The sequence below is a fragment of the Streptomyces sp. NBC_00045 genome, assembly GCF_045041095.1.
In the GTDB taxonomy this organism is placed as follows: domain Bacteria; phylum Actinomycetota; class Actinomycetes; order Streptomycetales; family Streptomycetaceae; genus Streptomyces.
Window position 1 is genome coordinate 1,159,209 of the sequence record NZ_CP108271.1, and the last position, 26,029, is coordinate 1,185,237.

The 26,029-nt window shown below is 72.7% G+C and carries 18 protein-coding genes; 6 read left to right on the top strand and 12 right to left on the bottom strand.

Annotated elements, in window-relative coordinates; genetic code table 11:
• Positions 1-134: 134 nt before the first annotated feature.
• Complete coding sequence (locus OHA65_RS05560; RefSeq protein WP_405761388.1) at positions 135-1,616, bottom strand: hypothetical protein; 1,482 nt, start codon at positions 1,614-1,616, stop codon at positions 135-137.
• Between the two features lie 229 nt (positions 1,617-1,845).
• Between OHA65_RS05560 and OHA65_RS05565 the strand changes: the two genes are divergently transcribed.
• A complete protein-coding gene (locus tag OHA65_RS05565) occupies positions 1,846-2,970 on the top strand; it encodes an aminoglycoside phosphotransferase family protein (protein WP_327281982.1) in 1,125 nt (374 codons plus the stop codon).
• 201 nt (positions 2,971-3,171) lie between these two features.
• The gene (gene kstD / locus OHA65_RS05570; protein WP_405761391.1) at positions 3,172-4,956 is read left to right on the top strand and encodes a 3-oxosteroid 1-dehydrogenase; all 1,785 of its coding nucleotides are present in this window, start codon (positions 3,172-3,174) and stop codon (positions 4,954-4,956) included.
• Between the two features lie 24 nt (positions 4,957-4,980).
• Here kstD and OHA65_RS05575 read toward each other — a convergent pair whose 3' ends face one another.
• The 7 genes from OHA65_RS05575 to OHA65_RS05605 form a co-directional block, all read right to left on the bottom strand.
• Positions 4,981-5,481: a hypothetical protein gene (locus OHA65_RS05575; RefSeq protein ID WP_327281984.1), complete on the bottom strand. Its 501-nt coding sequence runs from the start codon at positions 5,479-5,481 to the stop codon at positions 4,981-4,983.
• Positions 5,482-5,851: 370 nt separating this feature from the next.
• Positions 5,852-8,620: an ATP-binding protein gene (locus tag OHA65_RS05580; protein ID WP_405761394.1), complete on the bottom strand. Its 2,769-nt coding sequence runs from the start codon at positions 8,618-8,620 to the stop codon at positions 5,852-5,854.
• Between the two features lie 351 nt (positions 8,621-8,971).
• Complete coding sequence (locus OHA65_RS05585) at positions 8,972-9,211, bottom strand: DUF397 domain-containing protein (protein WP_327281986.1); 240 nt, start codon at positions 9,209-9,211, stop codon at positions 8,972-8,974.
• Positions 9,212-9,350: 139 nt separating this feature from the next.
• Positions 9,351-10,526, bottom strand: a complete 1,176-nt coding sequence (locus OHA65_RS05590) for a thiolase domain-containing protein (RefSeq protein ID WP_327281987.1) — start codon at positions 10,524-10,526, stop codon at positions 9,351-9,353.
• Positions 10,523-11,590: a thiolase domain-containing protein gene (locus OHA65_RS05595; RefSeq protein WP_327281988.1), complete on the bottom strand. Its 1,068-nt coding sequence runs from the start codon at positions 11,588-11,590 to the stop codon at positions 10,523-10,525. The genes OHA65_RS05590 and OHA65_RS05595 overlap by 4 nt, the downstream gene beginning before the upstream one ends.
• Positions 11,590-12,564, bottom strand: a complete 975-nt coding sequence (locus OHA65_RS05600) for a Zn-ribbon domain-containing OB-fold protein (protein ID WP_405761397.1) — start codon at positions 12,562-12,564, stop codon at positions 11,590-11,592. Before OHA65_RS05600 ends, OHA65_RS05595 begins: the two co-directional genes overlap by 1 nt.
• A 327-nt stretch (positions 12,565-12,891) precedes the next feature.
• Positions 12,892-13,692, bottom strand: a complete 801-nt coding sequence (locus OHA65_RS05605; RefSeq protein ID WP_327281990.1) for a crotonase/enoyl-CoA hydratase family protein — start codon at positions 13,690-13,692, stop codon at positions 12,892-12,894.
• Between the two features lie 187 nt (positions 13,693-13,879).
• On the opposite strand from OHA65_RS05605, the gene OHA65_RS05610 reads away from it, so the two are divergent.
• The gene (locus OHA65_RS05610) at positions 13,880-15,517 is read left to right on the top strand and encodes an acyl-CoA synthetase (RefSeq protein WP_405761400.1); all 1,638 of its coding nucleotides are present in this window, start codon (positions 13,880-13,882) and stop codon (positions 15,515-15,517) included.
• A 160-nt stretch (positions 15,518-15,677) separates the two neighbouring features.
• On the opposite strand, the gene OHA65_RS05615 is transcribed toward OHA65_RS05610, so the two are convergent.
• On the bottom strand, positions 15,678-16,532 hold the full coding sequence (locus tag OHA65_RS05615) for an alpha/beta hydrolase (RefSeq protein WP_329312779.1): 855 nt from the start codon (positions 16,530-16,532) through the stop codon (positions 15,678-15,680).
• A 119-nt stretch (positions 16,533-16,651) separates the two neighbouring features.
• Here OHA65_RS05615 and paaK point away from each other — a divergent pair, with 119 nt between their 5' ends.
• Positions 16,652-17,953 carry a phenylacetate--CoA ligase PaaK gene (paaK, locus tag OHA65_RS05620; protein WP_328761804.1) on the top strand — a complete coding sequence of 434 codons (1,302 nt, stop codon included), beginning with the start codon at positions 16,652-16,654 and terminating at the stop codon, positions 17,951-17,953.
• Between the two features lie 110 nt (positions 17,954-18,063).
• A complete protein-coding gene (locus OHA65_RS05625; RefSeq protein WP_327281994.1) occupies positions 18,064-18,885 on the top strand; it encodes a YhjD/YihY/BrkB family envelope integrity protein in 822 nt (273 codons plus the stop codon).
• 48 nt (positions 18,886-18,933) lie between these two features.
• Here the strand turns inward: OHA65_RS05625 and OHA65_RS05630 are convergent, their stop codons facing one another.
• Entirely contained in the window at positions 18,934-20,475 is a 1,542-nt protein-coding gene (locus OHA65_RS05630; RefSeq protein WP_405754755.1) for a fatty acyl-CoA synthetase, read from the bottom strand.
• A gap of 165 nt (positions 20,476-20,640) precedes the next feature.
• Here OHA65_RS05630 and OHA65_RS05635 point away from each other — a divergent pair, with 165 nt between their 5' ends.
• Positions 20,641-23,100 (top strand): penicillin acylase family protein, encoded by a 2,460-nt coding sequence (locus OHA65_RS05635; RefSeq protein WP_329312781.1) that lies wholly within the window; start codon positions 20,641-20,643, stop codon positions 23,098-23,100.
• 54 nt (positions 23,101-23,154) lie between these two features.
• Here OHA65_RS05635 and OHA65_RS05640 read toward each other — a convergent pair whose 3' ends face one another.
• Together OHA65_RS05640 and OHA65_RS05645 are read right to left on the bottom strand one after the other, a co-directional pair.
• Entirely contained in the window at positions 23,155-24,288 is a 1,134-nt protein-coding gene (locus OHA65_RS05640) for an ionic transporter y4hA (RefSeq protein WP_327281997.1), read from the bottom strand.
• A 159-nt stretch (positions 24,289-24,447) separates the two neighbouring features.
• The gene (locus OHA65_RS05645) at positions 24,448-26,028 is read right to left on the bottom strand and encodes an acyl-CoA synthetase (protein WP_327281998.1); all 1,581 of its coding nucleotides are present in this window, start codon (positions 26,026-26,028) and stop codon (positions 24,448-24,450) included.
• Position 26,029: the final 1 nt, after the last annotated feature.

Genomic DNA, 26,029 nt, shown 5'->3' on the forward strand with positions numbered 1-26,029 from the left:
CGCGCCGCACGGCGCGGCCTTTCGCGTCTGTGTACCGGAGCCCTCCGTAGGGGGGTCCTGCATCCAGGCGCCTTCCGTAACGCTGTCCGTGCTGATGCCGGTGCGCGCACCGGCGCGAGGTGCCCGCGCAAGGCCTAGACGCTGTGCTGCGAAGGGCTGTTCGGCAGGGCCAGCGCGATCTCGACGCGCAGGTCCTCGATGCGCGCGTACCCGGCGTACTGGCCGGTCAGCCGGTACATCTCGCGCAGTCGGTCCCACGTCCGGTGCGAGGAGGTCTCGTTCATCGAGACCAACGCGAGCCGGGCGTAGCGGTCGGCCTGCTCCGGGTCGTCGGCGATGAAACAGGCGGACGCCATCGAGATGTAGTCGAAGATCTGCGAACGCTGGTGGCCGCCGGACCGCAGCCGCAGGGCCTCGCGGGCGTGCCGCTGGGCGATCGGCGCGGCCGAGGGTTCGTGTTCGGCGAGGGTGCGGAAGGCAAGGGCCTGCATGCCGTGCAGGTCCGCCTCGTCGAAGTTCTGCATCCACGACGGTGGGGGTACGTCGCCCTTGTCCGACACGAACAGGTCCTCGGCCTCGCCGAGGGTGCGGCGCATGGCCTGGCCCTTGCCCATGGCGGCCTGCGCCCAGGCCTCGATGGTGTGCAGCATGGCGCGGGTGCGGGGCAGCGTCTGCTCGCCGGAGCCGGACTTCGCCAGCTTCATCAGGTCCAGGGCCTCGTGGGGCTTGCCCAGGTGGACCATCTGGCGGGCGGCCCGGGACAGCGCCTCGCCGGCCCGCGGCCGGTCCCCGCCTTCGCGGGCCGCGTGCGCCGCGATGACGAAGTACTTCTGCGCGGTGGGTTCGAGACCCACGTCGTGGGACATCCAGCCCGCCAGCACTGCCAGGTTGGCCGCCACCCCCCACAGACGCCGCTGGAGGTGGTCGGGGTGGTGGTACGCGAGCATGCCGCCGACCTCGTTGAGCTGACCGACCACGGCCTTGCGCTGGAGTCCGCCCCCTCGGGAGGCGTCCCAGGCGCGGAACACCTCCACCGAGCGCTCCAGCGCCTCGATCTCCTGGGAGCCGATGGGGGCGGCCTCGTAGCGGTCGTAGCCCGCCGGGTCGGCCTGGAAGGAGTCACCGAAGGTCTGCGGGGCCTTGGAGGGGGTGGGATCGGTGTGGAGCCAGTCGTTCATGGCGTGGGCGAGGGCGGAGCCTGCGGTGAGCGCGACACCCGCGCCCATCAGACCGCGTCGGTTGAGCATGAGGTCCATTCCCGTGAATTCGGTGAGGACCGCGGCTGTGCGTTCGGGCGCCCAGGGCATTCCTTCGGGGTTCTCCTTCGCCCCGTCCGGCTGCCGTTTCGTGGTGCGCCGCTGCCGTACGAACCCGAGGTCCTCGATGGTCACGACACGACCGAGCCGCTCGGTGAACAGGGCTGCCAGTACGGTGGGCACCGGTTCGCGCGGGGTCTCCCCCATGTCGATCCAGCGCCGCACCCGCGAGGTGTCGGTGGCCAGTTGGTGGTGGCCCATGGCCGCCGCCTGCCTGTTGACCATCCTCGCCAGCTCACCCTTCGACCAGCCGGCCAGGCCGAACAAGTCGTTCAGGCGGGTGTTTGGTCCTTTGCTCACGTCAAGCCCCCAGGTTCTCGGCTGATTTGACAGTAGCCCGCCGTCAGATGCCCAGCGACTATTCGCCAGGCTTCGCCAGGGTGCGCAAGATGGTCCGCCACCCACGGCCGGGTGTCAGGTAGGAATGCGCCTCCCCGACCCGGTCACCGGCGGAACTCCCCAGGGTGAAGTACGGGATCGTCGGGGCGGCGTACGCAACTCGTCGGCGCACGAAGGGATCCGTAACGCCATGTACGCAGCAACGTCCTCCGTGTCCGCCCCGGTCCGGCCGCACCGCACGCTCCAGGCGGGCGGCGGCCCCTACCTCGACCCCGGCCGCCAGGCGGCACCGGCGCAGGGCGCCGTACGGGCGCGGCGGATGCCGGGGGCCGGATCGCAACCGCTCAGCGGAAGAATCGACCTCTCGGGGCCGCAGGGAGCGCAACTGCGCACCGCACTCGCCTCGGTGCAGCGGATCTGTCCCGAGTTCGCGCCCGTGCAGGTACTGCGGCGCAGCGGTCGGTCGGTCCTGCTGGTCGGGACGACGGGCCGGATGACCGCCGTCGCCAAGGTTTTACTGGACCACTCGCCGGAATGGCGCGAGCGGTACCGGCACGAAATAGCTGCGTACCGGGCGTTCGTCCGACACCGCCCGCCGGTCCGGGTGCCGCGGCTCATCGCCGCGGACCCCGAGAACTGCACGCTGGTGGTCGAACGGATGGCGGGCCGGGTCGCGGCATTGCAGCGGCACCCCGTGGAGGCCCCGCCGCGGGCCGACGTACGGGCCGCGCTGGGAGCGGTGTGCCGGGTGAACCAGTGGCGTCCGCCGACCGACCTGTTCGGGGACCCGCTGAACTACGCGCAGCGGGTGGCGCGGTACCACGAGCTGGGGCTGCTCACCGACCGGGATCTGGGTGATCTCCAGAAGCTGCTGTGCGGGCTGAAACTGGCGGGCGTGCAACGCCAGTTCAACCACGGGGACGCACTCCTGTCGAACCTGCTGCTGTCCCCGGCGGGGCCGGTGCTGCTCGACTGGGAGCACGCGGGCTGGTACCTGCCCGGCTACGACCTGGCCACGCTGTGGACGGTGCTGGGTGACGCCCCGGCCGCCCGCAGCCAGATCAGCCGGCTCGCCCAGTCGGCCGGTCCGGCTTCGCGGGACGCGTTCCTGGTCAACCTGATGTTGGTGTTGACCCGGGAGATCCGAATGTGTGAGACGGCGGTCCAGCGCTCCATGCTGGCGACCGCTCCGACCCAGCCCCTACCGGTGGGCGCCCTGTCCTCCGGCGAGGAACAACGGCTGCTGCTGCGCCGACTGCACGACGACTGCGGCATGGCCCGCAGGGCGGTACGCGCGGCGGTCGGAACCCGCTGATCCCGGCGGACCGCACCCCGTACGAAAATCCCGTGTCGTACGCACCTGGTGTGCGTACCACGGGATTTCGTGCGTTCGGGCCGACTCGCCACCCCTGCGCGTGTCTTGACATCACGTGATCCCCCGAACACCTTTTCTGACTTAGCATCAGAATTGCTGGAGCCGCCGTCCCCGCCGTCCCCACCCCGCTGGAGCCCGCCCATGACCGCACGCCCCGAACCCTTGGAAGCCCCCGTCCTCACTTCCCGCCGCACGGTCCTCGCCGGGGCCGGGGCGGGGGTGCTCGCCGCGGCCGTGCTGCCGCCGGCCGGCGCCCGGGCCGATGCGGGGGTCCCGCTCGGCGAGTACGACGTCGTGGTGGTCGGGTCCGGGGCGTCCGGGATGACCGCCGCTCTCACCGCCGCCAAGCGGGGCCTGAGCGTGCTGGTCGTCGAGAAGGCGCCGACGTTCGGCGGTTCGGCGGCGCGTTCCGGGGCCGGGATCTGGCTGCCGAACAATTCGGTGATCTTGGCGGCGGGAGTGCCGGACACCCCGCAGAAGGCGGCGGCGTACATGGCGGCGGTGGTCGGCGACGGCTCGTCGGCGGAGCGGCAGGCGGCCTTCCTCGCCAACGGCCCGCGGATGCTGGACTTCGTGATGGCCAACAGCCCGCTGCGCTTCCGGTACATGGACGGGTACAGCGACTACTACCCGAACCTGCCGGGCGGGATGCCGGGCGGCCGGTCCATCGAGCCCGACCAGATCGACGGCCATCTCCTGGGCGCGGAACTGGCCCGGCTGAACCCGGCGTACATGCAGGTGCCGGCCGGGATGGTGGTGTTCAGCCAGGACTACAAGTGGCTGAACCTCGCGGCCGTAAACGCCAAGGGCCTGGCGGTGTCCACGGAGTGCCTGGCGCGGGGCACCAAGGCTGCGCTGTGCGGGCAGAAGCCGCTCACGATGGGCCAGGCGCTGGCGGCCGGCCTGCGGGCCGGGCTGATGCGGGCGGGCGTGCCGGTGTGGCTGAACAGCCCGCTGGTCGACCTGGTGCAGGAGGCGGGCGCGGTTACCGGTGTGGTGGTGGAGAAGGAGGGCGTACGGGGTGTCGTACGGGCCCGCAAGGGCGTGGTCGTCGGCTCGGGCGGCTTCGAGCACAACGCGCAGATGCGGGCGCAGTACCAGCAGCAACCGATCGGCACCCAGTGGTCGGTGGGCGCCAAGGAGAACACGGGCGACGGGATCCGGGCGGGGCAGCGGGCCGGGGCGGCGCTGGCGCTGATGGAGGACGCCTGGTGGGGGCCGTCGATCCCGCTGCCGGGCGAGCCGTACTTCTGCCTCGCCGAGCGGACCCTGCCGGGCGGGCTGGTCGTCAACGGCAACGGCGCGCGCTTCGTCAACGAGGCGGCCCCGTACAGCGATGTGGTGCACGTGATGTACGAGAAGGACCGCGGGGCGGTCGGCTCGCACATCCCGGCGTGGCTGATCGTGGACCAGAACTACCGCAACAAGTACCTGTTCAAGGACGTCCTGCCGACGATCGTCTTCCCGGACGCGTGGTACGAGGCGGGAGCGGCGAAGAAGGCGTGGACCTGGGACGCGCTGGCCGGCCAGATCGGGGTGCCGGCGGCGGCCCTGCGCGCCACCCTCAACCGGTTCAACGCGCAGGCGTGGAACGGGACGGACCCGGACTTCCACCGGGGCGACACGGCGTACGACCACTACTACACGGACCCGGGGGTGCAGCCGAACTCCTGCCTGGCCCCGATCTGGGCGCCCCCGTTCTACGCCTTCAAGATCGTGCCCGGTGACCTGGGCACGAAGGGCGGCATCGTCACGGACGCCCGGGCCCGCGCCCTGCGGCCGGACGGCTCGGTGATCCGGGGCCTGTGGGCGGCGGGCAACGCGAGCGCGGCGGTGATGGGCCACAGCTACGCGGGGGCGGGATCGACGATCGGCCCCGCGATGACGTTCGGCCATGTGGCGGCTAACGACATCGCGGACGCGTGACCCCCGGGCGGCGCCGGGTGGCCCTCAGCCCTGCTGGAAGAGCTCGGCGGGGAGCGGCTTCAGGAGGGCGTAGAGGTCATCGGTGATGGGCCGGTCCCAGCTGGCGATGGTGACGAGCACGTTGTCGCTGCGGTCGAACTGCACGCAGCTGATCCGACCCTCGGAGAGCTTGACCTTCCGGACGATGAGGAGGTTGTCGCCCTGCATGACGGGGCAGTCCTCGATGCCGGTGACCTCGACGTCCTCGTCGTTCTCAAGGGCGTCGAGGAGCTGGGCCACCTCGAAGGGGACCTGGCCGTCGGCGAGCTCCCGGGCCGGGGAGCCCTCGGGGAGGTTGCCGATGATCATTGCGGGGCCGCGTCCGCCGAACAGGTCGTAGCGGAGAAAGACGCCCTGGCAGCTGCCGTCGGGCGCGGGCAGCAGCCCGGCCCCGAGATTGCCCGGCCAGTCCCCCGGGTCCATGGCCAGGACGTCGAAGTCCGGGCCGGCGGGTGTGGCGGCGCGGTTGCGGCGGAGGAAGGACATGCCGCCATGGTACGTGCCCGCCCACGTTTTCCGGCCCCGGGCCCCACCACACCCACCCCCGTGCCCGAACCGCGCTGCTAGGGGCTTGGGCGGTCGTACCGGCGGGGCCGGGTCGGGGTCTCGGTGACCCTGAGGGCGGCCGCCGGCCGGTGACCGCTGCGACCGCCGCGTCGATCTCCGGCTTCGGCCCGGCCGCCCGTACCGCCCGGCCCTCCGGGACCTCGGACGCCGTGGGACCGGTGTGGACCGGGGCCTCGGAAGGCGCCTGCGCAGGATGCGGTCCACGGCCCGGCGCACCGGGCCCGGGTGCCCGACCGGGTCGGCGGCCGACCGTCCGGGACCGGACGGCACACCGCCGGCACGGTCCGCGTCACCCTGCTCCGCGGGCGGCCGCTTCCAGGGCCTCGGCCAGGCCGGACCGGTCCGTACCCAGTTTCCGGTAGACCGCGGACAGGCCCGCGCCGCGGACCGCCGGATCGCCGCGTACGGCCCCTTCCGCCAGCCGGAACTCCTCGTCGGTCAGGCGGTCCGCCAGGGCCGGGCCCGGCCCTGGCGGACCGCCCAGGCTCGCCACCAGCCCGTCGGCCCCGCACTCCCGTGCCGTCTCCAGCGCCCGCGACAGCAGCTCCGCGTCGCCGAGCTCCGTGCCCAGCGCGGCCAGCGCGCACGCCAGCTCGTAGCCGGCAGGCGAGGCCGACAGCAGCTCCACCGCTTCCGTCAGCAGTCCCGCCCGCTCGTCCGGGGCCGCCACCTGCGCCGCCACCCGAAGCGCCTGCCCCACGCCGGACGGGGCCCCGAAAGCCCGGGCCCGGAGTATCGCGTCGGCGGCGAGGGCGCGCGCCCTCGCCGGGTCGTCCGCCGCCACCGCCCGGGCCAGGTGCAGCTGCCACGGGCACCAGGACGGGTTCTGGATGCCGCGCGGGCTCAGCCTGCGCTCCACGGCCTCCAGTTCGGCCGCCGCCGCCTTCGTCTGGCCGCGTGCCAGCAGCAGTTCGGCGTACACGGTCTGCGAGTCGGGGAAGACCACCGCCGCCGGGAAGGATTCTCCGAAGGCGTGCTCCCGCGCCAGCTCCCACGCCTCGTCCACCTGCCCCCGTGCGAGCAGGGTCGTGGCGAGGATCGCGATGCTGTACCAGTGGACGGGCGTACCGCGCCCGACGCGCTCGGCGAGCCGCAGCCCTGCCCTGGCCAGCTCTTCGGCCTCCACGAGCCGCCCCCGCCGGTAGCGGATGTAGGCGCGCAGGCTGTACGCGAACGACAGGTGGGCCCCGCGCCAGCCGTGGCGCTCGAACTCGGCGGTGCCCGCCTCGAACAGCTCCTCCGCCCGGCCGGGCCGGTCCGCGTACATGTGGACCATGGCGGTGAGCACCGGCACCTCGAAGCCCCGGTCCTCGTACGCCCAGCTGAACTCCGTACCGAGGGCCCGTACGGCGTGGTGCAGGACCGCGGCCACCGGCTCGCCGCGCAGGCAGGCGTCCCAGGCGCGCAGGCCGATGATGTACCGCTCGGTGAGGTCGCGGCCGGTCAGCCGGTCCGCGAGCCGGGCCAGCCGGCGGGAGCGCACCGGGGAGTCGGGCTCGACGGCGTTGAAGGCGTCCCACATGAACTGCTCGGACTGCAGGCGCAGCCGGGCCCGGACGTCCTGGGTGTGCGGGATCTCCCGCGCGAGCGAGTCCGAGGCCTCGGCGAGGCGGTCGCTGTGGGCCAGGACCTGGGCGAGCCGGATGACGATGCCCTGGCGCAGCACGGGGTCGTCGAAGGGTTCCGCGAGCGCGGCCCGCAGGTGGTTCACGGTGGTGGCGGGTTCGGTGAGCAGGGAGGCGCAGCCGAGCTCGTACAGCACGGCGGCGCGCTCGCCGAAGTCCGGGGGTTCGCGCAGCGCGCGTGCGAGCTGGCGGCGTGCGGCCTCGGGGGCGCCGGCCCGCAGGTTCTCGGCGGCGGCCGTGCGCAGGGTCCGCACCACCCAGGGGTCGTTCTCGGGGTGGGCCTCCAGCAGGTGGCGGGCGGCGGCGGAGGCGCCGAATCCGGCGTCGACGACGGCCACGGCGGCCTGTCCGTGGAGGGCGACGCGCAGTGCGTCGGGGATGGCGCGGTAGAGCGCGGTGGCGATGAGCGGGTGGACGAACTCCAGTCCGGTGTCGGGTTCTTCGCCCGGTGCGGACAGGATGCGGGCCTCTCGCAGCCGCCCGGTGGCGTCGGCGGCCTCCTCGGTGCCGAGGCTGGCGACCCGGGCTGCGAGTTCCTGCGGGATGGCGGTGCCGAGGACGGCGCAGGCCCAGCCGAAGCGGACGGTGGAGGGGCCCAGGCGTTCGAATCGGGCGACGAGTCCGCTGCCGCGCTGGGCGGCGGCGAGGTCGCGCAGCAGCGGGGCGCTGGCCGAGGTGGGGTCGAGGCCCTTGTCCAGGACCTTGGCGGTGAGCTCGACGGCTTCGAAGGGGTTGCCGGTGGTGACGGCCCAGGCCTCCCGGCAGAAGGCGGCGTCGGCGTGGTCGCCGACGGCCGTGCGGACCAGGGTGCGGACGGCGGTCTCGGTGAGTGGCGCGAGGGTCAGCGGGCGGTGTCCCGCGCGGCCGGGCAGCGTACGGAAGGCCTCGGCGTGCGCGGGCAGTTCCTCGGGGCGGTACGCGACGACGAGGAGCAGCGGGAGGTGTTCGGCGCGGGGGGCGAAGGCGGCGAGCCAGGAGAGGGACTCGGGGTCGGCCCAGTGGGCGTCGTCGAGGACGAGGGCGACGGGGGCGCGATTGACGACGAGGTGGGTCAGGACCCAGTCGAGTCCGTCGCGCAGACCTTGGAGGTCGGGCGGGGCGCCCTGCTCGGGAGCGCACAGCCCGAGGGCCGGGCCGACGATGGAGTACCAGCTGCCGAGGGCGGCGCGCAGCTCGCCCTCGGAGGTGCCGGCCAGGTGCGGCTGGATGAGCTGGCGGGAGACGTGGAAGGGTTGGCTCTGCTCCTGTTCGCCGCCGCGGGCGGCCAGCAGGGTGCACGAGCGTGCGATGGCGCGGCGGCGGGCCTCCGCGAGGAGAGTGGTCTTGCCGAGTCCGGCGGGCCCGGAGAAGGCGAGCAGCGCGCCGCGGCCGCTGCCGGTGAGCTGTTCCAAGGCTTCTTCCACCGTGGCGAGTTCGGCCTCACGTTCGAACATTTCGCGCCGTTTGCGGGTCCGGCGTTCCATCATGGCTGGTACCCCCCAGGCCTGTTCGGGCCATCAGCGTACGCCCGCGCACGCGCGGGGGAAGGCCCGTGGCCAGGAAGGACCGGAATTTTTGTGATCAGTCCCTTACCGACCGCCACAGGCGTCCGCGGATGCCCGTTGTCCGGCACGTGGCCAATTCCACCGCCGTGCGACTGACGTGACGTCCGAGCGCGATTCGACCGGCGAGCGCGATTCGACCGGGCGAGCGGAAGGGCCGGCCATCCCGCAGGGATGCCCGGCCCTTTCCCGTACACCGCCGACCGGACCCGCCCTAGGAGCGGCCGGGTCGACGGGTTCCTGCTAGGTCAGGTCGAACTCCCCGCCCCGGGCGCCCATCACGAACTTGCGCCACTCGTCCGGCGCGAAGATCAGCGAGGGGCTCTCGGGGCGTTCACTGTTGCGCATCGCGATGAACCCCTCGACGAAGGCGATCTGGACGTCGCCCGCTCCCCGGCTGCTCGACTGCCAGTCCGCCTCGCTGAGATCGAGGTCCGGCTTGTCCCAGCCGGCCAGAGGCTGCGAAATCATGCTCTCGGCCACGTGCGTGCTCCTCCCGGTACTCCCGGTACGTCGTCCGGGGGCCAGAGTAACCATCGCAGCGGGTGCCGCACAGGCCACGGTGAGTCACCCGTGGCCGGTCCGGCACCACGTCACGCTCCTGCTGGAAGAGCGGTTCCGCTCAGGAGGTCGGCTCCCCCGCCCCCACCAGCCACATCGCGAAGAACTGCGCGCCGCCTCCGTACGCGTGGCCCATGGCCCGGCGGGCCCCCGGGACTTGGTGCTCACCGGCCAGTCCCCGTACCTGGAGGGCCGCCTCCGCGAACCGGATCATGCCCGAGGCACCGATCGGGTTGGTGGACAGCACCCCGCCCGACGGGTTCACCGGCAGGTCTCCTCCGAGTTCGGTGACGCCGGCCTCGGTGAGCTTCCAGCCCTCCCCCTCGTCGGCGAACCCCAGGTTCTCCAGCCACATCGGTTCGTACCAGGAGAACGGGACGTACATCTCCACGGCGTCGATCTCGCGCCGCGGGTCGGTGATCCCGGCCTGCCGGTAGACGTCGGCCGCGCAGTCCTTGCCCGCCTGCGGGGAGACGAAGTCCTTCCCCGCGAACAGGGTCGGCTCGCTGCGCATGGCCCCGCCGTGCACCCAGGCGGGCGACCGCGGCGAACGGGCCGCACCCGCCCGGTCGGTGAGGATCATCGCGCAGGCCCCGTCCGAGGAGGGGCACGTCTCGGAGTACCGGATCGGGTCCCAGAGCATCGGTGAGGCCTGGACCTTCTCCAGGGTGATGTCGTGCTCGTGCAGGTGCGCGTACGGGTTCTTCAGCGCGTTGCGGCGGTCCTTGTACGCGACGAGCGAGCCGACCGTGTCGGGCGCCCCGGTGCGCCGCATGTACGCGCGCACGTGCGGGGCGAAGAACCCGCCGGCGCCCGCCAGCAGGGGCTGTTGGAAGGGCACGGGCAGCGAGAGCCCCCACATGGCGTTCGACTCGGACTGCTTCTCGAAGGCGAGGGTCAGGACCGTGCGGTGCACCCGGGCGGCGACCAGGTTGGCGGCGACCAGGGCGGTGGACCCTCCCACGGATCCGGCGGTGTGGACCCGGAGCATGGGCTTCCCCACCGCGCCGAGGGCGTCCGCCAGGTACAGCTCCGGCATCATCACGCCCTCGAAGAAGTCGGGGGCCTTGCCGATGACGACCGCGTCGATGTCCGCCCAGGTCAGCTCGGCGTCGGCGAGGGCGCGCACCGCGGCCTCCCGGACGAGTCCGGCGATGGAGACGTCGTGGCGGGCGGCCACGTGCTTGGTCTGGCCGACGCCGACGACGGCCACGGGCTCCTTGCCCGATGTGCTCATGCTCGGTCCCCTTCCAGGACGGCCACCAGGTTCTGCTGGAGGCAGGGGCCGGAGGTGGCGTGCGCGACGGCCCGGTCGGACTCGCCGCGGTGGATGCGGGCGGCGGCCTCCCCGATGCGGATCAGTCCGGCGGCCATGACGGGGTTGGCGGCGAGGGCCCCGCCGGACGGGTTGACGACGACGTCCGCCCCGAGTCCCAACGCCTTGCGGAGGACCACCTCCTGGGAGGAGAACGGCGCGTGCAGCTCGGCGGTGTCCACCGGGGCTTCGAACACGCCCGCGCGCTCGGCGGCGATCCGGGTGGACGGGGAGTCGGTGAGGTCGCGCAGGCCCAGGCCGTGGGCCTCGATCCGGTGGTCGATGCCGGTGATCCAGGCGGGGCGCGCGGTCAGCCGGCGGGCGGTGTCGCCCGCGGCGAGGATGACGGCGGCCGCGCCGTCGCCGATCGGCGGGCAGTCGCCCGTGCGCAGCGGCCTGACCTGGTAGTCGCCCTGCGGGACGGCTCCTGTGAGCTGGGCGTGCGGGTTGGCCTCGGCGGCCGCGCGGCTGCGGGCGCCGACGGCGGCGAGGGCGCCCTCGTCGGTCTCGCCCGCGTCGATCAGCGCCTGCGCCTGGAGGGCCGCCAGGGCCACCGAGTCGGGCCACAGGGGCGCCAGGTAGTAGGGGTCGAGCTGCCGGGTCAGGACGTCTCGTACGGACCCCGGCGAGGACTTCCCGTACGCGTAGACGAGCGCGGTGTCGGCCTCGCCGGTCTGGATCTTGACCCAGGCCTCGTACAGGGCCCAGGCGCCGTCCATCTCGACGTGCGACTCGGAGATCGGCGGCCAGGCACCGACCCCGTCGAGGGTCATCGTGAAGGAGAAGGCCCGGCCGGCGAGGTAGTCGCTGGATCCGGAGCAGGTGAACCCGATCTCCTTGGCCTTCAACCCGGTCTGTGCCAGCACCTGGTGCAGGACCGGCATGACGATCTCGACTTCGCTGAGTTCGTCGGTGCGGCGCCGGTGGTCGCTCTGCGCGAAGGCGACGACGGCCACGTCGCGTGCGTGCCTGCTCGTCCTGGGCATCAGATGAGCTCCTTGTACGCGTCGTAGTCCGCGTCCGGCTCGCCGGTGGGGCGGTAGTGGTCGGGGTGGCGGCCGCCTTCAGTCCACACGGGTTCGACGCGCAGGCCCATGCGGACCTGGTCGTACGGGATGCCGCCGATCCGAGCGTGGAGCGCGAGGTCGGCGCCGTCGAGGGCGATGTGGGCGTAGACGTAGGGGACTTCGATGTCGAGGTTCTTCGCCTTGATGTTGACGATGCAGTACGTGGTGACGGTGCCGGCCGGTCCGACCTCGACCTGCTCGGTGGTGGCGACCCCGCAGGTGGGACAGGCGCCGCGCGGCGGGACGTACACCTTGTGGCAGGAGGGGCAGCGCTCGCCGACGGTCCGACGTTCGGCGAGGGCGTTGATGTAGGCGGTCTGGGCGCGGCCGGGGCTGTAGGTGTAGTCCAGGCGGGCCGCGGCGATGATGCCGGTGACGGCATCGGCGAACTGCCCGTCGTGCGCAGTGGCTTGCCGCTCGGGCGCGCCCGCCTCGCCCGCCTCGCCGGGCTCGAAGCAGGCGATGTCGGTGATGGCGCCGGTGCGCTCGGCGGCCCACCGGATCCGGACCCGCATGCCGGTGTGGACGGCCTCGGGTCCGGGGGCGTCGAGGGCGTGCAGGATCGCGGTGTCCGCCCCGTCGAGCCGGACGAGGACCCAAGCGAACGGTGTGCCGAGGGGCTGATGGGGACGCGGGGAGCCGTTCCACGCCCAGGTGGTGACGGTCCCGACGGCGCCGACCTCGACGAGCTCGCGGATCTCCTCGGCGGTGACGGGGTCGTACTCGACGGGCGGGACCATCACCTTCCCGTCGGTGGTCTTGACGCCGAGGACGACGCGCTCGCGCAGCCCGCTGAGGAAGGCGCTCTGGACGGGCCCGAGGGAGCGGGTGAAGGGGAACTCGACGACGAGGGGCGCACGGAGCACCTCGGGTGGGGAGGCGGCTGCTGTCATGGAGGTTCTCCGATACTCGAAACGGTCAATACACACGCACGTGAAGCCCAACCCCACCGACACGATCCAGCCGGCGTTTGAGCCGCAGGGCCCGAGACAACGCCCACCGGCACCCAATCCAGCCCCGCCGGCACCCAATCCAGCCCCGCCGGCCCCCCAACCCCGCCCCGCCGGCCCCCAATCCAGCCCCGCCGGCGTTTGAGGCGCGGGGGTCCGGGGGCGGAGCCCCGCAACGGCGCCGCACCGGCACTCGACCGCCGGACCCGGCACGGCATCCGCCGAATCACCAGGCCCCCGCCGGATCGAAAGGGCACCGCAGGGCCCCGCCTACTCCCGCCGGTACAGCGGCGCCCGCTTCTCGGCGAACGCCCGCGCCCCCTCCTTCGCGTCGGCCGTGTCGAAGATCGGCCACCCCCGCACCAGTTCGGCGGCCAGCCCTTCCCGCTCGGTCATCTCGGCCGTCTCGTAGACGGAGGCCTTGACGGCCTCGACGGCCAGCGGCCCGCACGCGTTGATCCGCCCGGCGATCTCCAACGCCGCCTCCAGCGCGCCCCCCTGCGGGACCACCCGCCCGATCAGCCCGATCCGGGCGGCCTCCTCGGCGGAGTAGGGGCGCCCGGTGAGCAGCATCTCCAGCGCGTGCGTCCGCGGGATCTGCCGTGGCAGCCGTACCGTCGAGCCGCCGATCGGGAACAGGCCGCGCTTGACTTCGAACAGTCCGAAGGTGGCGCCTTCACCCGCGACGCGGATGTCCGTGCCCTGGAGGATCTCGGTCCCGCCGGCCACGCAGTAGCCCTCCACCGCCGCGATCACCGGCTTGCGCGGCCGGTGGTGGCGGAGCATCGCCTTCCAGTGCAGGTCGGGGTCGGCTTTCAGCCGGTCCCGGTACTGGTCTCCGGCCATCCCCTTCCCGGCCAGCGCCTTGAGGTCCATCCCGGCGCAGAAGTCCCCGCCCGCGCCGGTCAGGACCACCGAGCGGACCGTGTCGTCGGCGTCCGCCTCCAGCCAGCCGTCGTAGAGGCCCACCAGCAGCGGCAGCGAGAGCGCGTTCTTCGCCTCGGGTCTGTTCATGGTGAGCACCAGCGTGGCGCCGTGGCGCTCCACGGTGAGGTGTTCGGTCCCACCCATTGCCGTCCTCCCGTCTCAAGACCTAGAACAGGTTGCAGGAGGGCCCGGTGCAGTTCAATAGTTTTCTGACACCCAGTCAGATTTCTTGGGTCGCGCCCTTCCCACTTGTGCTGGGCAACGCTCTAATGACCGCCGGGCAGCACAGCCATGGCCCGGCAACGCGAAACCTCGGGGGTGAGGAGGAACGGTGGAGTACAACCTTGCCGACCTGTTCGAGTCGGTCGTCGACGTGGTCCCGGACCGCGAGGCCCTTGTGTACGTGGACCACCCCGGCACCGGCGCCGAGCGCCGCCTCACGTACGCGGAGCTGGACGCCGCGGCGAACCGCATCGCGCACCACCTGCTGGACAGCGGACTGAAGGCCGGCGAGCACCTGGGCCTGCACCTCTACAACGGGATCGAGTACCTCCAGACCGTCCTGGCCTGCCTCAAGGCCCGCCTCGTACCGGTGAACGTCAACTACCGGTACGTGGAGGAGGAGCTGGTCTACCTCTACGACGACGCCGATCTCGCCGCGCTCGTCTTCGAGGGCGAGTTCACCGGGCGGGTGGCGGCAGCCCTTCCGCAGACGCCCAAACTGCGCCACCTGATCCGGGTCGGTCCGGTCCCGGAGGGCGCTCCGGAGCCGTCCGTCGCGCCGGTCGCGTACGCGGACGCGGAGGCGGCCGGGTCGCCCGAGCGCGGTTTCGCGCCCCGCTCCCCCGACGACCTGTTCATCATCTACACGGGCGGCACCACCGGCATGCCCAAGGGCGTCATGTGGCGCGCGGAAGACCTGTTCTTCGCGGGGCTGTTCGGCGGCGAGCCTTCGGGCGAGCCGGTGAAGCGGCCCGAGGAGCTGGCCGAGCGGGTGGCGGCGAAGGACGCCGGGCTGACCTTCTTCCCCGCACCCCCACTGATGCACGGCACCTCGACGCTGACCTCGTTCATCGCCTTCAACTACGGCCAGCGGGTGGTCATCCACCGCAAGTACGCGCCGGAGGAGGTGCTCCGCACGATCGAGAAGGAGAAGGTGTCGAGCGTGTCGCTGGTGGGCGACGCGATGCTCCGGCCGCTCATCGACGCCCTGAAGGGCCCGCTGAAGGGGACCGACCTGTCCTCCCTGTTCAGCGTCTCCTCCTCCGGGGCGATCATGTCGGAGACGGTCCGGGCGGAGTTCCAGCAGCTCGTCCCGAACGTGCTGCTACTGAACAACTTCGGCTCTTCGGAGTCCGGTTCGAACGGCCGGGCGGCCGACGACTCGGGGCCGGAGAAGGGTTTCCGCCTCGTGGTCAACGACCGTACGCAGGTGGTGGATCCGGTGACGCACGAGCCGGTGCCGGTGGGCGTGCCGGGGCGGCTCGCGCAGCGCGGCCACGTCCCGCTGGGCTACTACAACGACGCGGCGAAGACCGCCGAGACCTTCTTCCAGAAGGGCGCCGAGCGGTGGGTGCTGCTCGGGGACATGGCGACGGTGGACGAGGAGGGCATCGTCACGGTCCTCGGGCGCGGCTCGCAGTGCATCAACACGGGCGGCGAGAAGGTGTATCCGGAGGAGGTCGAGCAGGCGCTGAAGTCCCATCCGGACGTGTACGACGCCCTGGTCGCCGGGGTGCCGGACGCGAAGTGGGGCAATCACGTCGCGGCGGTGGTCCAGGTCCGGGCGGGCGCCCAGGCACCGACGCTGGACGAGATCCAACGACACTGCCGGACCAGACTGGCGGGCTACAAGATCCCGCGCCAGCTGGTCGTCACGCCGGCCATCCAACGCTCGCCGAGCGGCAAGGCGGACTACCGCTGGGCGAAGTCGGTGGCGACGGAGGCGGACGCGCACCCGATCCCCTGACCCGCGCCCCGCGCCCCGCGCCCCCCGCACTGGGACCCGCCCCGCCCCGCCGCCGCAGGCAGGGGGCGAGCGGATCCCGGTCGTCACGGGGGGGGGACCGGGATCCGCGGAAACCCCGGGCCCGGCGCCACCCGGCCGGGCGGGGGCGGGGTGCGGCTCCTCAGGCTCCGGTGGCCAGGAAGGCCTCCACGCGGGTCGCGAACCGCTGCGGGTCGTCCAGCCAGGGGAAGTGCGCTCCGGCCGCCTGGACGTCGACGATGCCCTGCGGGAACAAGCCCGCGAGGTCGGCGGCGAGAGCGGGGGTGGGGTTGCTGTCCAATTCCCCGGCCAGCACCAGTACCTCGCCGGTGACGCCGCGGAGCCCGGCCCGGGTGGCGGGCGGATCGAAGGCGCCGGGGGCCGCGTAGGCGGCGGCCGCCACCGGGTTCTTCTCGCCGTCGCTCGCGGCGAGGTGGGCGCGCGCCGCCTCGTCCCAGCGCCCGTACGCGAGGGGCATCACCTCGCGCCAGTCCGCCGGGGTCGGGGTGCCCACGGCCGTCAGGATCCGTTCGTAGGCGGCGATGGCCGTGTCGTACGGCTCGCTGCCCGCCCGCACCCGGACCGCCTCCAGGCGCTGCTCCGGGGTGGCGTCGAGGTCGACGGCCCAGCAGGTCGGGGTGACCAGGACCAGCCGGCGCAGCCGGTCGGGGTGGGCGGCCGCGTACAGCTGGGCGAGGTTGCCTCCGGCCGAGTGGGCCAGTACGTCCATGCGCTCCAGACCGAGGTGGACCCGGAGCGCCTCGACGTCGGCGACCTGGTGGTCGACCCGGTAGGTGGACTCGTCCGCCGGGACCGCCGAGTCGCCCGTGCCCCGCAGGTCGAGGAGGATCAGCCGGCGTCCGGCGGTCAGCCCGCCGAGGTCGCCCAGGTAGGTGGAGGCCCGCATGGCGCCGCCCGGGAGGCAGACGAGCGGTTCGCCCTCGCCGCGGACGTGGTACGCGAGTGCGGTTCCGTCATAGGTGTTGAAGATCGGCATGCACCGATCCCACCATGCGATCACTCGTTCGAGTCATTGATTTAGCCGCCGGGCTGGGGCAATCTACCGAATGATCGGTCGGTTCTTGCTCGGCTCACGGCTCACGATGGGGTGACGACATGACGGCGTTCGGGGATGTCCACGACGAAAGCGAGCGGCTGAGCGGCGACGAGCTGGCCGCGCTCCAGCTCAAGCGGCTGCGCGCCACCCTGAGCCGCGTCTACGAGCGGGTCCCCCACTATCGGCAGGCCTTCGACAAGGCCGGCGTGCACCCCGACGACTGCCGCTCCCTCGCCGACCTCTCCCTCTTCCCCTTCACCACCAAGGCCGACCTGCGCGACCAGTACCCCTTCGGCATGTTCGCGGTGCCCCGCTCCGAGGTGCGCCGCGTCCACGCCTCCAGCGGCACCACGGGCCGCCCCACCGTCGTCGGGTACACCGACACGGACCTGTCCACCTGGGCGGACGTCGTGGCCCGGTCCATCCGGGCCGCGGGTGGCAGACCGGGCCAGATGGTGCACATCGCGTACGGGTACGGCTTGTTCACGGGCGGTCTCGGTGCGCACTACGGCGCGGAGCGGCTCGGCTGTACGGTCGTCCCGGCGTCCGGCGGGATGACCGACCGCCAGGTCCGGCTGATCCAGGACTTCCGGCCGGAGATCATCATGGTGACCCCCTCGTACATGCTCACGCTGCTGGACGAGATGGAGCGCCAGGGGATCGACCCGCGCAGCACCTCGCTCCGTACGGGCATATTCGGCGCGGAGCCGTGGACCGAGGAGATGCGCCGGGAGATCGAGCAGCGGCTCGACATCGATGCGGTGGACATCTACGGCCTGTCCGAGGTGATGGGGCCGGGCGTGGCCCAGGAGTGCGTGGAGGCCAAGGACGGTCTGCACATCTGGGAGGACCACTTCTATCCGGAGGTCGTCGACCCGTTCACCGGCGAGGTGCTGCCGGAGGGAGAGTCCGGGGAGCTGGTGTTCACCTCCCTCACGAAGGAGGCCATGCCGATCATCCGCTATCGGACCAGGGATCTGACCCGGCTGCTGCCTGGTACGGCGCGGCCGGCCTTCCGGCGGATGGAGAAGGTGACGGGCCGCAGCGACGACATGATCATCCTGCGGGGGGTCAACCTCTACCCGACGCAGATCGAGGAGATCCTGCTGCGCACGCCCGGCCTGGCCCCGCACTTCCAGCTGCGGCTGACCCGCGAGGGTCGGATGGACGCCCTGACCGTGCGGGTGGAGGCCCGCCGGGAGGCGGACCCCGATCAGCGGCGGGCCGCGGCCGCGGCCGTGGTCCGCGCGGTCAAGGAGGGCGCCGGGGTCTCGGTGGCCGTGGAAGTGGTCGACCCGGAAACCCTGGAACGCTCCGTGGGCAAGATCAAGCGGATGGTGGACCTGAGAGGAGCGCAGTAGCCGGCGCGGACTCTGGAGGATGCGCGGCGAAGGCACCGGAACCACCCCTTCGGGCCTACTTCGGGGGAGCCTCCGAGACCCGGCGGGCCCCTCCGGGTAGTCCATGAGGCGTGACCTCGATCTTCCGCCGGCTCCACGACCGGCTCCAGGCCTCCCCGGCCGGCCTGGCGTGGAGCCGGGGTCGGGAGATGGAGCTCATGCACCGGGCGATGGGCTTCGCCGCCCTCGGCTTCCTGACCCTGGTGCCGTTGCTGGTGGTCGTCGCGGCCGCCGCCCCGGGCAGCGGCTCCGGCTTCGGCCGCTGGCTCGGCCAGGCCCTCGGGGTCACCGCGTCGTCACGGGCCCGGGTCGAGATGCTGTTCGCCGCGGCCGACCTGGCCCTCGAACGGACCACGGCCTTCGGACTCGCGGCCCTCGCCGTCTTCGGCCTGACCTTCGGCTCGGCCGTGCAAACGGGGTACGAGAAGGTCTGGGACCTGCCCACCGCCCGCTGGCACACCATGTGGCGGCACGTCGTCTGGCTCGCCCTGCTGGTCTGCTACCTGGCGCTGCTGGTCGGGATCCCCACGCCGTCAAACGACGCCGTCGGCACGATCCTCGGCACGACCGGCGACGTCGTCGGCACCTGCGTCTTCTTCTGGGGCTCCCAGCGGCTGCTGCTCGGCGGGCGGGTCCGCTGGCGGGCGCTGCTGCCGGGGGCGGTGGCGACCAGCATCGGCCTGCTCGGCCTGCGGGTCTTCTCCCAGCTGGTGTTCTCCCCCCTGATCGCGTCCAACGCCGTCACCTACGGGCCCTTCGGCACGCTGCTGGTCGTCCAGTCCTGGCTGGTCGGCGTCGGCTTCGTCGTCTACGGCGGCGCCCTCGTCGGCCGCCTGGTCCACGAACACCTCATCGCCCGCCGCCTGCGACACTCCGGCCTGCCGCCCGAATGACACCCCGCCGGTCGCGAGCGCGGGGCCGGACGACCCCTCGACGCGGTGTCAACGGTTCGGTCGGGGCTCCTGCCCGAAACGGTCGCGCAGCTCGCGCTTGAGGATCTTGCCGCTGGCATTGCGCGGGAGGGCGTCCACGAACAGCACCCGCTTCGGAGCCTTGAAACGGGCCAGCTTCTCCCGGGCGTACTCCAGCAGCTCCGCCTCCGTCACTTCTCCGCGCGGTACCACGACGGCCGTGACCGCCTCGATCCACCGCTCGTCGGGCAGGCCCACCACCGCCGCCTCGGCGACCCCCGGGTGGGTGTACAGCACGTCCTCGACCTGCCGGGAGGCCACCAGTACACCGCCCGAGTTGATGACGTCCTTCACCCGGTCGACGACCGTGAAGTACCCCTCGGCGTCCCGCACCGCGAGGTCCCCGGAGCGGAACCAGCCGTCCCGGAAGGCCTTCTTCGTCGCCTCCGGGTCGTTCCAGTAGCCCAGGCACAGCTGGGGCGAGCGGTACACCACCTCGCCCGCCGTGCCGTCCGGCACGTCCGCGCCGTCCTCGTCGACGACCTTCGCCTCGACGTGGCGGACGGGCCGCCCGCAGGACTCCATCCGCCCCTCGTGCTCGTCCGGTCCCAGGACGGTGGCCAGCGGGCCGATCTCGCTCTGCCCGAAGCAGTTGTAGAAGCCGAGTCCGGGCAGCCGCGCCCGCAGCCGCTCCAGTACGGGCACCGGCATGATCGAGGCCCCGTAGTAGGCCTTGCGCAACGCGCCCAGTTCGCGGCGTCCGAAGTCCGGATGGCCCGCGATCCCGATCCACACGGTGGGTGGCGCGAACAGGCTGTCGGCCCGCCCCTCCTCCACCAGGCCGAAGATCTCCTCGGCGACCGGCGCGTCCAGGATCGTGTTCTGCGCGCCCACCGCCAGGTAGGGCAGTAGGAAGACGTGCATCTGCGCCGAGTGGTAGAGCGGCAGCGAGTGCACCGGCCGGTCGGCCTCGGCCAGGTCCAGCGCCTCGATCGCGCTCTCGTACTCGTGGACCAGTGCCTTGTGGGTCATCATCGCGCCCTTGGGCAGCGCGGTGGTCCCGGAGGTGTAGAGCAGCTGCACCACGGCGTCCGGTTCGCGGTCCGCCGTGAAGGGCAGCGGCTCGGCGAGCTCCCCCAGGAAGGAGCCGGGGGCGTCGCGCAGCGGCCGCACGACGTGGCCCGCGGGGATCCGCCCGGCCAGGTCCGGGTCGGCGAGGACCAGCGGGCTCGTGCAGTCGTCCAGGATGTGCGCGAGGTCCTCGCCGGTGAGGTTCTGGTTGACCGGGACGTGCGTGAGCCCGGCCCGGGCGCAGGCGAGGAAGGCGAGCAGGTAGGCGTCGGAGTTGTGGGCGAAGGTCGCGACCCGGTCGCCGTCGGCCAGTCCGTACCGCTCCCGCAGGACGGCGGCCCCGGTGGAGACCGCGGCGTCGAGTTCCGCGTACGTCCAGGTCCGATCGTGGTAGCGGACCGCCGGCCGGTCGGGGACCCGCAGTGCGCTGTCGCGCACCAGCCCGTCGACCGTGTTCCGTCGCACCGACCGCCCTGCCCGCTCCGACTGCGCTGCCGTCATGGCGTGATCCTCGTCTCCTCGCGCGCCCGAGGTCAAGAACCGGAACAACCGGGATACCAAACGGGATGTTGACAGATCATCAGGGTGCCTGCATGAGTGTGGGGGCACGCAAGCACCGCCTGCACCACGGGCAACCACGCCCCGCCACAGGCTACTTGGGAGATCATGTTGCGCTTTTTCCACGGAAAACTCCGCACCCGCCCGCTGCTGCGGCGCGCCGCTCTCGCCGGCGCCGCCCTGCTCGCCGTCACCGCGGCGGCCCCTCAGGCCTCGGCCGCGACGGACGCCGCCGACCGCGGGCCGTCCGGCGGCGGCCTGTCCGCCGTCATCCGGTACACCGAGAACGGCATCCCGCACATCCTGGCCCAGGACTACGCGCACCTCGGATTCGGCAGCGGCTGGGCCCAGGCAGCCGACCAGGTCTGCGTCCTGGCCGACGGGTTCGTGACCGTGGCCGGGGAGCGCTCGCGCTGGTTCGGCGCGGTCGCGGCGCCCGACGGCTCGCTGTCCTCGGCGACGAGGAACCTCTCCAGCGACCTGTACTTCAAGGGGGTGCGGGAGTCCGCCACGGTCGAGAAGCTCCTCGCCACGCCCGCCCCGGCCGGACCCAGCAAGGACCTCAAGGAGCTGATGCGGGGCTGGGCGGCCGGGTACAACGCCTGGCTCGCCCAGAACGAGATCACCGATCCGGCCTGCAAGGGCGCCGCCTGGGTGCACCCGGTCACCACCCTCGACGTGGCCTCCCGCGGCTTCGCCGTCTCGGTGCTCGGCGGCCAGGGGCGCGCCGTCGACGACATCGCCGCGGCGCAGCCGCCGGGCCGGACGGTCGGTGGGGCCGCCCGTACCGGGCCCGCCGAGGGCGACCCGGCAGCACTCGCCGAGGCGGCCCGGGCCTTCTTCGACACGAGCCGCTACGACATGGGCTCCAACGCGGTGGCCTTCAGCGGCTCCACCACCGCGAACGGCCGGGGCCTGCTGCTCGGGAACCCGCACTACCCCTGGCAGGGCGGCCGCCGGTTCTGGCAGTCGCAGCAGACCATACCCGGCGAGTTGAACGTGTCCGGCGGCTCCCTGCTGGGCACCGCAGTGGTCAACATCGGCTTCAACGAGAAGGTGGCCTGGAGCCACACCGTGGCCACCGGCACCCCCGTCAACCTGCACCAGCTCACCCTTGACCCGGCCGACCCCACCGTCTATCTCGTCGACGGCACGCCGGAGAAGATGACGCAGCGCACGGTCAGCGTCCGCGTCGCCGGTGCCGCTCCCGTCACCCGCACCCAGTGGTGGACCCGCTACGGACCCGTGGTCACGGGCCTCGGCCCGGGCCTCCCGCTGCCGTGGACGACCGGCACGGCCTACGCGCTGAACGACCCGAACGCGGCCAACCTGCGCGGCTCCGACACCGCCCTCGCCATGGGCAAGGCCCGCTCGGTCGCCGGGATCCAGGACGCGCTGCGGCGCACCCAGGGCCTGCCCTGGGTCAACACGGTCGCCGCGGACTCGGCCGGCGGCACGCTGTTCACGCAGTCCCAGGTGCTCCCCCGGATCACCGACGAGCTCGCCGCCCGTTGCTCCACCCCGCTCGGCCGGGCCACCTACCCGGCGTCCGGGCTCGCGGTCCTCGACGGTGCGCGCGGTGACTGCGCGCCCGGCTCGGATCCGGACGCGGTGCAGCCCGGGGTGTTCGGTCCGGCGAAGGCACCGGCGCTGCGCGACGCCCCGTACGCCGAGAACTCCAACGACAGCGCCTGGCTGGCCAATGCCGACCGGCCACTGACCGGGTACGAGCGGATCTGGGGCAATACCGGCACCCCGCGGTCGCTGCGCACCCGCGGCGCCGTCGAGGACGTGGCGGCGATGGCCGGGAAGGGCCGGCTGACCGTGGCCGACCTCCAGGAGCAGCAGTTCGCGAACCGGGTCCCGGCCGGCGATCTGGCGGCGGCCGACGCGGCGAAGGCCTGCGCGGCCCTGCCCGGCGGTGCGGCCACCGCGAGCGACGGCCGGTCGGTGGACGTCTCGGCGGCCTGCCCGGTGTTGGCGGGCTGGGACCGTACGGCCGACACCGGCAGCCGTGGCGCGCTGCTCTTCGACCGGTTCTGGCGCAGGCTCACGGCGGGCACGGCGGCCAAGGACCTGTGGCTGGTGCCGTTCTCGGCGGCCGATCCCGTCCACACTCCCCGTACGCTCAACCAGGCGGCGCCCGGGATCGGTCGGGCGCTCGCGGACGCGGTCGTGGAGCTGACGGCGGCCGGGATCGCGCTGGACGCGCCGCTCGGCGAGCACCAGTTCGTGGTGCGCGGCGGGCAGCGGCTGCCGGTGCCGGGCGGTACCGAGGCGCTGGGCGTGTGGAACAAGGTCGAGGCGTCGTGGAACGCGGCGGCCGGGGGCTACCCCGAGGTCGTGCACGGCTCCAGCCACGTCCAGGCGGTCGGCTGGGACGGCGGCCGCTGCCCGGTGGCGCGCACGCTGCTGACGTACGGGCAGTCGTCGAACCCGGCCTCGCCGTACTACGCCGACCAGACCCGGCTGTTCTCCCAGGAGCGGTGGGTGACCTCGCGGTTCTGCGAGCGGGACATCCTGACCTCGCCGCAGCTGAAGGTGGTCCGGCCGCGCGAGCGCCGCTGAGCTGCGCCGGGCGGTGCGCGGCGGGGCAGGATCGTCCGGTCCCGCCGCGTGCGTTCAGGGGCTGACGGCGAGGAACAGGTACGCGGCCAGCACCACGAGGTGGACGCCGCCCTGGAGCAGAGTGGCCCGGCCGGGTGCGATCGTGAGGGCGCTGACCACGACGGTCAGGGCGAGCAGCACCATGTGGATCGGCCCGAGGCCCAGCAGCAGCGGGCCGGAGAGCCAGATGGAGGCCAGTGCGATGGCGGGGATGGTCAGGCCGATGCTGGCGATGGCGGAGCCGTAGGCCAGGTTGAGGCTGGTCTGGACGCGGTCGCGGCGCGCGGCGCGGACGGCGGCGAGGGTCTCGGGGGCGAGCACCAACAGGGCGATGACGACCCCGACGACGGCGTTGGGCAGGCCCGCGGCGATCACGGCCGCCTCGATGGTGGGCGAGACGGCCTTGGCGTTGCCGACGACGGCGATGAGCGCGACCAACAGCAGGCCGAGGCTGACCAGGGCGGCGCGGGCGGTGGGCGGCGCGGCGTGCTGCCCGTCGCCGCCGCCGTCATCGTCGGCCTCCTTCGCGCCGGGCTGGGTGACCCCGGTGGCGACGGGGAGGAAGTAGTCCCGGTGGCGGACCGTCTGGACGGCGATGAACAGTCCGTACAGGGCGAGCGAGGCGACGGCGGCGAAGGTCAGCTGGGCGGTGGAGAACTCCGGCCCCGGCTTGCTGGTGGTGAACGTCGGCAGGACCAGGCTGAGGACGGCCAGGGTCGCCACGGTGGCCAGGGCCGCGCCGGAGCCCTCGGCGTTGAAGACGGCGACCCTGTTGCGCAGGGCGCCGACGAGCAGGGACAGCCCGACGATGCCGTTGCAGGTGATCATGACGGCGGCGAAGACGGTGTCCCGGGCGAGGGAGGCGGTCTTGTCGCCGCCGCCGACCATCAGGGTGACGATGAGGGCCACTTCGATGACGGTGACGGCGACGGCCAGGACGAGCGAGCCGAAGGGCTCGCCCACCCGGTGGGCCACGACCTCGGCGTGGTGGACGGCCGCCAGCACCGCTCCCGCGAGACACAGCGCGACCAGGCCCACGGCGAATCCGGGCAGATCGCGTCCCCAGCTGAAGACGAGCGCGAGGAGCGCCACCACGGGGACGATGACGGTCCAGTCAATAAGGGAGAATTTGCGGGTTGCCGTACTCATATCGGCCAACTTGCCAGAACTGTCCTCCGAGTGCGGCACATGGTGCGCATCCGGGGCCCTGACGTGGCACTTCTCACGCACGTTCGGGCGTGGCGCGGCGGAGCGGGACCCCGGCCCCGCTCCGCCGCGCCCGGCCGCGCTGCGCCCCGTGCGCGCCGCTCACACGGCGCGCTCGCGGCCCTCCCAGTACGGGTCGCGCAGCCGCCTCTTGTACAGCTTGCCGTTCGGGTCGCGCGGCATCGTCTCGATGAAGTCGACCGACTTCGGCCGCTTGAAGCCGGCCAGCTGCCGTTCGCAGTGGTGCAGGATCTCGGCGGCGAGGGCGTCCCCGGCCACGAAGCCCTCGGCCGGTTCGACGACCGCCTTCACCTCCTCGCCCCAGTCGGCGTGCGGAATGCCGAAGGCGGCGGCGTCGGCGACCGCCGGGTGGGTGAGCAGGGCGGACTCGATCTCGGCCGGGTAGATGTTCACCCCGCCCGAGATGATCATGTCGATCTTGCGGTCGCGGAGGAAGAGGTACCCCTCCTCGTCCATCAGCCCGAGGTCGCCGACCGTGAAGAAGTCGCCGATGCGGTTCTTCTCCGTCTTGTCCTCGTCCTTGTGGTAGCTGAAGCCGCCCGTGTTCATCTTCAGGTAGACGGTGCCGAGTTCACCGGGCGGCAGCCGGTTGCCGTCGTCGTCGAAGATGGCGAGTTCGCTGATGGGCCAGGCCTTGCCGACCGTCCCGGGCTTCTTCAGCCAGTCCTCGGCGGTGGCGAACGCTCCGCCGCCCTCACTGGCCGCGTAGTACTCCTCCACGCAGGTGCCCCACCAGTCGATCATCGCCCGCTTGACGTGGTCCGGGCAGGGCGCGGCCCCGTGGATGGCGTGCCGCATCGAGGAGACGTCGTACGCGTCCTTCGTCTCCTGCGGGAGGGCGAGGAGCCGGTGGAACTGCGTCGGGACCATGTGGGTGTGCGTGCACGCGTGGCCGTCGATGAGGCGGAGCATCTCCTGCGGGGTCCAGCGGTCCATCAGGACCAGCGGGTGTCCGATGTGCAGTGCTGCGCCCGCGAATTGGAGCACGGCGGTGTGGTACAGCGGGGAGCACACCAGGTGCACGTTGCCGTCGAACGGGCGGATGCCGAAGATCCCGAGGAATCCGCCGAGGTGGGTCTCCTCCGGGAGTTTGCCGGGCAGCGGGCGGCGGATGCCGCGCGGACGCCCGGTGGTGCCGGAGGTGTAGTTCATCACCCACCCCAGGGTGCGCTCCGCCGGGGGCTGCGCGGACTGCCCGCCGAGGAGTTCGGCATACGGGCGGAAGCCGGCGACGGCTCCGACCGCGTAGCGGTGGCTCGCGGGCAGGCCCGCCTCGTCGGCCGCGGCGGTGGCGGCGTCGGCGAAGCGCTCGTGGGCGATGAGGACCTTGGCGCCGGAGTCGGAGACGATCCAGGCGATCTCGGGCCCGACGAGGTGGTGGTTGACCGGGACCAGGTAGAAGCCGACCTGGGAGGCGGCGAGGTAGGCGGTGAGGAGCTCCACGCCGTTGGGGAGGACGACGGCGAAGACGTCGCCCCGCTGCAGGCCGGCGGCGCGCAGTCCGTGGACGAGGCGGTTGACGTCGGCGTGCAGCCGGCCGGCGGTCCACTCCTCGCCCTCGGGGGTGATCAGTACGGTGCGCTCGGGGTCGGCGGCGGCTTGCGCCCAGAATCCTCCCCCGGGCATCGTCCGGGGGGACCCCGCTACGGGCTGGTCACTCATG

Bases quoted from the DNA above. Each gene is read 5' to 3' on its own strand.
- OHA65_RS05600 (WP_405761397.1), bottom strand. From the start codon at position 12,564: ATGACAGCAGCCGCCTCCCCACCCGAGGTGCTCCGTGCGCCCCTCGTC.
- OHA65_RS05590 (WP_327281987.1), bottom strand. From the start codon at position 10,526: ATGAGCACATCGGGCAAGGAGCCCGTGGCCGTCGTCGGCGTCGGCCAG.
- OHA65_RS05580 (WP_405761394.1), bottom strand. From the start codon at position 8,620: ATGTTCGAACGTGAGGCCGAACTCGCCACGGTGGAAGAAGCCTTGGAA.
- OHA65_RS05575 (WP_327281984.1), bottom strand. From the start codon at position 5,481: ATGTCCTTCCTCCGCCGCAACCGCGCCGCCACACCCGCCGGCCCGGAC.
- OHA65_RS05605 (WP_327281990.1), bottom strand. From the start codon at position 13,692: ATGGGTGGGACCGAACACCTCACCGTGGAGCGCCACGGCGCCACGCTG.
- paaK (WP_328761804.1), top strand. From the start codon at position 16,652: ATGACGGCGTTCGGGGATGTCCACGACGAAAGCGAGCGGCTGAGCGGC.
- kstD (WP_405761391.1), top strand. From the start codon at position 3,172: ATGACCGCACGCCCCGAACCCTTGGAAGCCCCCGTCCTCACTTCCCGC.
- OHA65_RS05615 (WP_329312779.1), bottom strand. From the start codon at position 16,532: ATGCCGATCTTCAACACCTATGACGGAACCGCACTCGCGTACCACGTC.
- OHA65_RS05595 (WP_327281988.1), bottom strand. From the start codon at position 11,590: ATGCCCAGGACGAGCAGGCACGCACGCGACGTGGCCGTCGTCGCCTTC.
- OHA65_RS05630 (WP_405754755.1), bottom strand. From the start codon at position 20,475: ATGACGGCAGCGCAGTCGGAGCGGGCAGGGCGGTCGGTGCGACGGAAC.
- OHA65_RS05645 (WP_327281998.1), bottom strand. From the start codon at position 26,028: ATGAGTGACCAGCCCGTAGCGGGGTCCCCCCGGACGATGCCCGGGGGA.
- OHA65_RS05640 (WP_327281997.1), bottom strand. From the start codon at position 24,288: ATGAGTACGGCAACCCGCAAATTCTCCCTTATTGACTGGACCGTCATC.
- OHA65_RS05635 (WP_329312781.1), top strand. From the start codon at position 20,641: ATGTTGCGCTTTTTCCACGGAAAACTCCGCACCCGCCCGCTGCTGCGG.
- OHA65_RS05565 (WP_327281982.1), top strand. From the start codon at position 1,846: ATGTACGCAGCAACGTCCTCCGTGTCCGCCCCGGTCCGGCCGCACCGC.